Raw genomic sequence first — 6,640 nt, 5'->3', positions numbered from 1 at the left:
GGTAGACCGGCCGGATCACAGAAACCTGAGGGTGCATGAAACCCGGGACGGTTCAATGACCCTCAATCACTCGGCTACGACACGCCGGCACCGCTGATCAGGTCCGACTCGTACACCACTCTGCTGGACGCAACCTTCGGTGGCGTCCACTGCGCCGTCCCATGGATGAATCAACACGGTCAGACTCCGTACTTCGTTGTTGGATGCTTCTGCAGCAATCGCTGTGCGATGTGGACGTCAGGTCCCAGACCACGCAAATGAGAGGTCAGATCTTCGGCGGCAGCGCAGAGTTGATCGTCGGCGCCGGCGCGGGCGGCTTGGTCGAGGTTGGACTTCTCAACCATGACGGGTCTCCGACGCGGTGCCCACTCCCGGTTCGAAAACCGCCAGCGAAAAACGGGCTTGTCGACTGTGGGGATTGGTGTAGGCGTGGTTGACGTCGCCGGGAAAAGCAAGGGCATCACCGGTTTCGAGAACGACCACCTGGTCGTCGACCTCGACGGTGATCGTACCCACGAGAACGTGTACCAGCTCTTTGGTGCCGACGACGTGAGACTCACTGGTGTGTCGATCCCCGGGCCCCAACGACCAGTCCCACAACTCCAGGACATCCGGGGGAGTGGTTCCTGCCACCAGTACGCCACGACCGCCTTTGGCGCCGGTCCACAGTTTCGCACCCGCACCACTGCGGGTGACCGTGACGGACTTGGGTTCCGGCGGTTCCACCAACGAGGGCAGCCCCACCCCGAGCGCATCACTGAGCCGAAGCAATGTCCCCACACTGGGATTGACCGCTCCCTGCTCGACATTGACCACCATGCGGCGGCTCACCGACCCAGCGTCGGCAAGTTGGTCCAACGTCCAGCCACGCCCCTTGCGCTCGTGCTTGACCCGTGCGCCGATCGCCGCCGCAAGCTTCGCGGCCTCTTGATCCATGCAGGGCTTGATAGTGCACTATGAGTGCATTGAGCTATTCGGAGATCGAGGGTCAGCTCAATCCGATACGGATGTTCTTGACCTGTTGGAATCCCTGCAGACCCTCCAGCCCGCCGGTACGGCCGGCGCCGCTGTGCTTGTAGCCACCGTAGGGACCCTGCGGGGAGATCCGGCTGCCCTGGTTGATCCACACCGAACCCGACTCCAGTTGCCTGGCTACCGTATGGGCCCGGTTCAGGTCTCGCGTGTGCACAAACGCGTTCAGGCCGTATCGGGTGTCGTTGGCGATCCGCACGGCCTCGGCCTCGTCGCTGAATCTGATCAGCGAAACCACCGGGCCGAAGGTCTCGGTCTGCGCGAGCGTCGAACCGTTGTCGACATTACCGAGCACGGTCGGTTCGATGTAGTAGCCCCTCGCCAGTGCGCCGTCGGTGATTCGATATCCGCCGGTGAGCAGCTCGCCTGCCCCCTCGTCGACGGCCCGGTCAACCACCGAGAGAATCCGCTTGAGCGCGGTGTCGGAGATGACCGGGCCAAAGCCGGTAGTCGGCTCCAGTGGATCGCCGATCCGCGCCGCGCCGATGACGCTGAGGAACCGCTCGACGAAAGCGTCGTAGACGTTGTCCTGCACCAGGATTCGGCTGGCGCACGCACAGCTTTGTCCCGATTGCATGAGTGGTCCCTGATGGGCCGAACGTACTGCAGCGGCGTCGAGGTCGGCATCGGCGAAGATGAGGTTGGCCGATTTTCCACCGAGTTCGGTCACTACCGGGGTCAGATTGTCGGCCGCAGCCTTGAGCACCGCGCGGGCAGTCTGGTCCCCGCCGGTGAAATGGATCTTGCCGATTCCGGGGTGGCGCACCAGCGCGTCCCCACCGTCTGCCGCGGCCGGCAGCACGTTCACCAACCCTGGCGGTAGCCCCGCTTCGATGCAGAGCTCACCCAAACGCAATGCCGCCAATGGCGCCACCTCGGACGGCTTGAACACCACGGCGTTCCCAGCCGCCAGCGCCGGCGCAAGGCAGGATGCGGCCACCACCAGAGAACCGTTCCACGGGGCGATGACGCCCACCACCCCGTACGGTTCACGTTCGATGAAGTTCAGATCGGGGCTACCGCTAACCGGCGTGCTCAACCCGTGCGGTTTATCGACGTATCCGGCAAAGTGTCGGAGGAATTGCTCGACCATGATGGCGTTACCGGCATACGAAATCGGCACCCCATAGTCATGGGTGTTGAGCTCGGCGAGCTCGCCGAGGTGCTCGTGCACCACGTCGGCGAGGTCGATCAGCGCATCGCGCCGTTGGTCCACCGTCAACGCCGCCCAATGACGCTGCGCGTCCCTGCCGGCCGAGACCGCGAGATCCATCTCTGGTGCCCCGGCCAACGCCACGGTGGCGTTGCGCTCACCTGTGCCCGGGTAGATGTGTGAGTGTCGGTCGACCGATGTCGACGTGATCCGGTCCGGCCCGACCAGCAACCCGACGACGCTGTCGGAGAGCATCGCGGTCACGAATTGCCTTTCGACTCGTCGGCCCATTCCTCGGTCACCCGTTGCTTCTGCTCACCGATAACCTGGTTCAGGTGCGATCCCTTGGGCCAGCCGTAGTGCGCCGCGAAATGCAAAGCCAGCTCGTCCATTTCATCGAACGAGAGGTCTCTGCTCTTCAAGGCGGCATAGACATGACTGAGGATCGGATAGGGTGCGTCTTGAAAGGCAACGCACGCAACCGTGATCAGCCGTCGCTCCTTCATTCCCAAACCGGGCCGCAGCCACATCTCCCCGAACACGAAGTTGAGAATTCCGGCGCCCTGAAAGGGATTATCCCGCGTCGGGGCGAACGGTAGGCAGTTCACGTCCTTGAACGACTGCTCGCCCACCGCGAGACGCGCTTCGGGGTCACTCGGGGTGCTCAGCGGTAACAAGGGTTCCGGCGGGGGCACTGGTATACCCCGGTCTCGGTGTATGCGTTCCCACTGCTCATCGACGATCTGGTTGAACCGCGACGCTTTCGGCCACCCGCCGTACACTGCGAAATGCAGTACCGTCTCCTGCATTTCGACGATGCTGACGTCGCCGCTGTTGAGTGCGGCATACACGTGGTCGCGCAGCGGCCGCTCGGCATCGGCGGCAGCCGCACACGGCAGAGTGATGAAACGGCGTTCCCGGCGCGTCAGGCCGGACCGCTGCCATACCTCGGCGAAGACGAAGTCCAGCAGATGCGTGGTCGCCGGCGTCGAGTCCTGAGGTGCGGGGATCGTCATGATGTCGGCGTACGCGCGTCGGCCGCGCTCGAGGCGGTCCGGGGCAAAAGTCGTCACGTCAAAACTCTTTTCACTCGTGGTCAGCGGATGGTGACGCCGGCGTCGACCTTGAATTCCAGGCCGGTGACATAGCGGGCCTCGTCGGACACCAGGAACAACACCGCGTTGCTGATATCGACCGCCTCGGCCATCACGATCGGCAACGCATTCTGGAAGATCGGCCCGAGATCGGCCCGCTGCTCGTGCAGCAGGGTGTGCAGGGTCGCCGGTTGCATACCGGTCGGCACCCCAGTGGGATGCACGGTGTTGACCCGGATACTCTGCGCGGCGAGCTCATTGGCCAGCGCCTTGCTCATGCCGACCACGCCATGCTTGGACGCGGTGTACGGGGTGTGCAGCGGTGAGCCCTTGATACCGGCGGCCGAACTGACGTTGACCAGGGCGCCACCTCGCTCGACGAGATGGGGGATGGCGGCCCGGCAGGTGTTCCACGTGCCGATCAGGTTCACGTCGACGACGGTGCGCCACTGCTCGGCGGTGGTGGTGTCCCAGGTGCCGCCGGTCAGCACGCCCGCGTTGGCTACCGAGGCGTCCAGGCCGCCCAGTTGTGCGACGCCGGCGTCGACCGCCGCCGTCAACGCTCGTTCGTCCCGGACATCCACCAAATGGGTCACCGCGCGCCGGCCGTGCTTCTCCACCAGTCGTGCGGTTTCTTCGAGTTCTTCGGTCGTGGCGAGCGGGTACTCGATTGCGGGCAGTGATTCACAGATGTCGACCAGGATCAGGTCGGCACCCTCCTCGGCCAACCGGATCGCGTGACTGCGCCCCATGCCGCGGGCCGCACCGGTGATCAGGACTCGCTTTCCCTCGACGCGGCCAGTCATAGCTTGTTGCAGAAGCCGGCGTCGACCGGGAAGGTGACCCCGGTGACATACTTGGCGGCGTCGGACACGAGGTATGCGATGGCGTTGCTGATGTCCTCGGGTTCGAGCAGCGTCACCGGCATCGAATTCTGTAGATGTGGCCCACCGTCGGGGTAGGCCTCCAGAAAAGCCGTCATCTCAGGATTAACCGCCATCATGGTGTTCACCCCGGTCGGGTGCACGGTGTTCACCCGGATGCTGTACGGCGCAAGCGCATTGGCCAGCGTCCGCATCATTCCGACAATGCCGGTCTTGGATGCCGAGTAGCCGAGCCCGCCGCCACGCATGCCACCGAACCCTTTTAGGCCGGCGGTGGAGCTGGTGAACACGATCGACCCGCCGCGCTCGCCAGCGATCAGGTGCGGGATCGCGGCCTTGGCCGTGTTGAACGAGCCGTTCAAGTTGACGTCAACGACGGCGCACCACATCTCCAGGTCTTCTTCGATGCTGATCTCGCGGAATGCGGTCGGTGCGATGCCGGCGTTGGCGAGGACGATATCCAGGCGCCCGAACTGTTCCACACCGGCGTCCAGCGCCGCCTTCAGCGCGTGAAAGTCACGGACGTCCCCAACACTGCCGAGCATCTTGCCGCCCGCGGACTCGACGAGCGAGATCGTCTCGTTGAGCTCCTCCGGGGCGGCCATCGGGTACCCGTTGGCCTCAATATCGGCGCAGATGTCGACGCCGATGATGTTTGCACCCTCGGTGGCCAGACGAACCGCATGACTGCGACCCTGACCACGGGCCACACCCGTAATGAATGCGACCTTGCCGTCCAGAGAACCCATTGCTCCTCGCTTCATTGCGCCAGCCGCCGCAGAGCGACCCGAGTAACCGTGTTACACCGGTTAGAGTAACCATGTTACTCACGAGAAGGCAAGGGGCGATGACCGAAACTTTCGCGGCACGGCACAACGGTGACCGCCTGCTCGATGTCGTCGTCGAGATTCTGGAAACCGAGGGCTACGATGCCGTCCAACTACGCGAAGTAGCCCGCCGGGCACAGTCGTCGCTGGCCACCATCTACAAGCGTTACCCGACGCGCGACGATCTGATCCTGGCGGCCTTGGAGTACTGGTCGAAGCTACACCGCTACGCCGGCATCACGGTCGGGGGAGGTTTGGAGGCGTCGCTGTATGACGGTTTGATGCAGATTTTTCGCACGATCTTCGAACCCTGGGAGTCGCACCCGGAGATGCTCGCGGCTTACTTTCGGGTGCGGTCATCGCCCAACGGGCAGAAGCTGTTTCGCTTCGGGCTAGACCTCGTCGCCCCGGCTGGACTGGAGGTGCTGGCGGGCGTCGACGACGAATTCATCGCCAATCTTGACGCCATCTTCTCCAGCGTGATCTACGGACTACTCGGACGCTTCTCCGCCGGCGAGATCGCCGCCACCGACATCCTGCCAGTCCTGGAACGCACGGTGTACTGGCTGACCCTGGGCTACGAGTCGGCACCGCCCCGGAGATCAAGTGCGTCGATCAAGCGCCGTTCGAACTCGGGGGGCTGACCTCCTCGTCGTCGCCTTCTGACTACGGATCGGTGAATAGGCGCAACACGGCTGGACTTGACATGGAACGGTATTGCTTTGCCCGGCCCACCCACGAGTACCTCGATTTCGATCCCGGCGCCGATTTCGACACCCAGGTCGTGGTGAAGACGAACGTGGCCGAGGTGTTGAGCCGGGAACTGCGCCGTCGGTCATGGACCCGCGAGACGGTGGCGTTGGGCACCAACACCGACCCGTATCTGCGGGCCGAGGGGCGTTACCGGCTGATGCCGGGCATCCTCACCGCATTGGCCGAATCCGGCACACCGTACTCGATCCTGACCAAGGGCACGCTGCTGCGCCGCGATCTCCCGCTGATCGCCGAGGCCGCCCGGCACGGGGCCGGGGCGAGCGTGTCGATCTCGCTGGCGGTCGCGGATCCGGACCTGCAGCGTGAGCTGGAGCCGGGCACGCCGTCCCCGCAGGCCCGGTTGGCGCTGATCTCGGCGATCCGCGACGCCGGACTGGACTGCCACGTGATGGTCGCGCCGGTGCTCCCGGGACTCACCGACTCGACCGAACATCTGGAGGCGCTGCTGGGCCAGATCGCCGCGGCCGGCGCCACCGGTGCGACGGTATTCGGGCTGCATCTGCGCGGCTCGACCCGGGGCTGGTTCCTGCAGTGGCTCCAACGGACCCATCCTGAACTGGTATTCCAGTATCGAAGCCTGTACCGGCGCGGGGCCTATCTGCCGCCGGAGTATCGTGCGCAGTTGCGTGCCCGGGTGGCACCGCTGCTCGCGCGGTACCGATTGACCGGGCATGCGCCCATGGCGCGCGCCGGTGCCGTTTCCTCCGAAGTCGCGGCACCGGCGCACCCCACTCTGTTCTGAGCCCAGCGCAGGCCGCGCAGCACCGCCCGGGCCACCGGGCTCGGGCGCTCGGCCTCCAGGTCCGATTCGCCGACGGGCTCTAGGAGTCTGCTGAATTAGTGGTTTGTGGGGTGGGGTGCCTCGAGGCGTTCTGT

At 64.7% G+C, this 6,640-nt stretch carries 7 protein-coding genes and 1 pseudogene; 2 read left to right on the top strand and 6 right to left on the bottom strand.

Annotated elements, in window-relative coordinates; genetic code table 11:
- Positions 1 to 179: 179 nt before the first annotated feature.
- The 6 genes from BST38_RS29520 to BST38_RS28665 all read right to left on the bottom strand — a co-directional run bounded on the left by BST38_RS29520 (position 180) and on the right by BST38_RS28665 (position 4,912).
- A complete protein-coding gene (locus BST38_RS29520) occupies positions 180 to 344 on the bottom strand; it encodes a hypothetical protein (RefSeq protein WP_165761675.1) in 165 nt (54 codons plus the stop codon).
- Positions 337 to 936, bottom strand: a complete 600-nt coding sequence (locus tag BST38_RS28685; protein WP_083146932.1) for a helix-turn-helix domain-containing protein — start codon at positions 934 to 936, stop codon at positions 337 to 339. Before BST38_RS28685 ends, BST38_RS29520 begins: the two co-directional genes overlap by 8 nt.
- A gap of 52 nt (positions 937 to 988) precedes the next feature.
- Complete coding sequence (locus tag BST38_RS28680) at positions 989 to 2,440, bottom strand: aldehyde dehydrogenase family protein (RefSeq protein WP_083146933.1); 1,452 nt, start codon at positions 2,438 to 2,440, stop codon at positions 989 to 991.
- 5 nt (positions 2,441 to 2,445) lie between these two features.
- A complete protein-coding gene (locus tag BST38_RS28675) occupies positions 2,446 to 3,201 on the bottom strand; it encodes a carboxymuconolactone decarboxylase family protein (RefSeq protein ID WP_165761676.1) in 756 nt (251 codons plus the stop codon).
- Positions 3,202 to 3,281: 80 nt separating this feature from the next.
- Complete coding sequence (locus BST38_RS28670; protein WP_083146930.1) at positions 3,282 to 4,085, bottom strand: mycofactocin-coupled SDR family oxidoreductase; 804 nt, start codon at positions 4,083 to 4,085, stop codon at positions 3,282 to 3,284.
- Complete coding sequence (locus tag BST38_RS28665) at positions 4,082 to 4,912, bottom strand: mycofactocin-coupled SDR family oxidoreductase (protein ID WP_083146929.1); 831 nt, start codon at positions 4,910 to 4,912, stop codon at positions 4,082 to 4,084. The genes BST38_RS28670 and BST38_RS28665 overlap by 4 nt, the downstream gene beginning before the upstream one ends.
- 98 nt (positions 4,913 to 5,010) lie before the next feature.
- On the opposite strand from BST38_RS28665, the gene BST38_RS28660 reads away from it, so the two are divergent.
- Positions 5,011 to 5,634 (top strand): TetR/AcrR family transcriptional regulator, encoded by a 624-nt coding sequence (locus tag BST38_RS28660; protein ID WP_083146928.1) that lies wholly within the window; start codon positions 5,011 to 5,013, stop codon positions 5,632 to 5,634.
- Positions 5,635 to 5,702: 68 nt separating this feature from the next.
- Positions 5,703 to 6,506, top strand: a pseudogene (locus BST38_RS28655) (radical SAM protein); the annotation flags it as partial.
- Positions 6,507 to 6,640: the final 134 nt, after the last annotated feature.

The organism is Mycolicibacterium parafortuitum, from assembly GCF_002086815.1.
GTDB classification, from domain to species: Bacteria; Actinomycetota; Actinomycetes; order Mycobacteriales; family Mycobacteriaceae; genus Mycobacterium; species Mycobacterium parafortuitum.
The sequence above is the reverse complement of the archived record's forward strand: the minus strand, read 5'-3'. Positions and strand labels throughout refer to the sequence as shown.